This window comes from Modestobacter caceresii, assembly GCF_000761485.1.
GTDB lineage: Bacteria > Actinomycetota > Actinomycetes > Mycobacteriales > Geodermatophilaceae > Modestobacter > Modestobacter caceresii.
The window spans coordinates 1-1,845 of sequence record NZ_JPMX01000074.1 but is presented as its reverse complement, the minus strand read 5'-3'; the positions used below and the strand labels follow the sequence as shown (position 1 = coordinate 1,845).

Genomic DNA, 1,845 nt, shown 5'->3' with positions numbered 1-1,845 from the left:
TGAACGCCACGATCGAGGCCGCGCGGGCCGGTGAGGCGGGCAAGGGCTTCGCGGTGGTCGCCAACGAGGTGAAGGAGCTGGCGCAGGAGACGGCGCGGGCGACGGAGGACATCGCGCGCCGGGTGGAGGCCATCCAGGGCGACACGTCGGGTGCGGTGTCGGCGATCGGCCGGATCTCGGAGATCATCGGGTCGATCAACGACTTCCAGCTGACCATCGCCAGTGCGGTGGAGGAGCAGACCGCGACCACCAACGAGATGTCGCGGTCGGTGCAGGAAGCGGCCGGCGGGTCGACGGAGATCGCCACCAACATCACCGGTGTGTCGGCTGCGGCCACCTCGACGACGCAGGCCCTGGGCCAGACCCGGCAGGCCGTCGACGAGCTGTCCCGGATGGCGAGTGACCTGCGGGGGAGCGTGGCCCGCTTCACCTACTGACGCCGCTCGGCTCCGACGGCCGGCACCTCCCCCCGTGGAGGTGCCGGCCGTCGTCGTCCCGGGGGTCGTGACGGCCTGCCGACCATTCCGGGTTGTCGACAAGAGGACGTCGGCGACGCGTCATCGCTCTTTCTCGTAGGGCGTCCCACGACACGCCCACACGTGCAGTACCGGGTGTTCTCGAAACGTTCATCATGAATCCGTCGCCGCCGCCCGAAAGGGATCATCGGCCAGGCTCGGCCGACCCGGATCCCGACGGCCCTCTTCGTCCCCGCTCTCCGCGGAGATGTCGACAAAGGAGCACCGGGAAACGGTCGGTGCACTTTGTGTCGCACACAATGCGACACGCATCGGAAACGGCACTTCGCATTACCGGATCAATCACCATGGTCCTCGCCCGCCGATCGCACACGAACACGATCAGCGCGGCGACCGGCCAGGTCACCGGCCCGTCCCCCCCTCCCCGCCCGCACAGTGCACGCACCCCCAGGAGAGAACATGTCCGTCAGCCCGATGGCCCGCCCCGGTTCGTGGTGGGGCGACCGCACGGTCAAGACCAAGGTGCTCGCCTCGGCGGGCTTCGCCGGCGTGGTCGCCGCCGGGATCGGATTCATGGGTCTGAGTGCGCTGAGCACCTCGGCTGGAGCGGCAGAGCAGCTGTACGCGGACAACACGCTCGGTGTTGCGCGGGCCGCCGACCTGGACGCCTTGGTGGGAGACCTGCGGGTCAACCTCCGCGACACGATCCTCGGGGCCGACCCCGCGTCGAACATCGCCGCGATCGACACGCTGGCCGCGGACTTCGAGTCCGCCGCGGATGCGTACCGCGAGGTGACGAACAGCCCGGCGAAGCTCGCCCTCCTCGATGAGGTGACCGGCGACATCGCGGTGTACGCCGACTTCCAGCGGGACGTGCTGGTCCCGCTCGCCACGGCGCAGGACTTCACGACCTGGATCAGCCGCAACGCCGCCGAGGGCACCCCGATCGTCACGGAGGCCGAGGGGGACATCCGCGAGCTGCGCGACATCGAGTCGGCCGAGGCGAAGGAGGCGGCCGCCGGCATCCGGGCCGAGTACGAGTCCGAGCGCACCACCGCGATCCTGCTCATGGTCGTGGGCATCGGCGTCGCCCTGGCGCTCGGCTGGTTGGTCGCCACCGGGGTCGCGCGGGCCACCGCGAAGGTCAAGCACGTCGTCGAGGGCCTGGCCGAGGGTGACCTGACCCGCACCAGTGGACTCACCACCCGGGACGAGCTGGGGCAGATGGGCTCGGCCCTGGACGCGGCGGTGGACAACCTGCGCGGGGTGATGGCCTCGGTGGTGGCGTCCTCGGATGCGGTCGCGGCGGCGTCGGAGGAGCTGTCGGCGTCCTCGGCGCAGATCTCCGCCTCGGCGGAGGAGACCTCGG

2 protein-coding genes are annotated in these 1,845 nt (G+C 70.5%); both read left to right on the top strand.

Features of this window, described 5'->3' with window-relative positions:
* Positions 1–437: methyl-accepting chemotaxis protein (locus IN07_RS15065; protein WP_036336970.1), on the top strand; the 437-nt coding region annotated here is incomplete at its 5' end.
* Between the two features lie 498 nt (positions 438–935).
* A partial coding sequence (locus IN07_RS25325; protein ID WP_036336972.1) for an MCP four helix bundle domain-containing protein occupies positions 936–1,845 on the top strand: 910 nt, incomplete at its 3' end.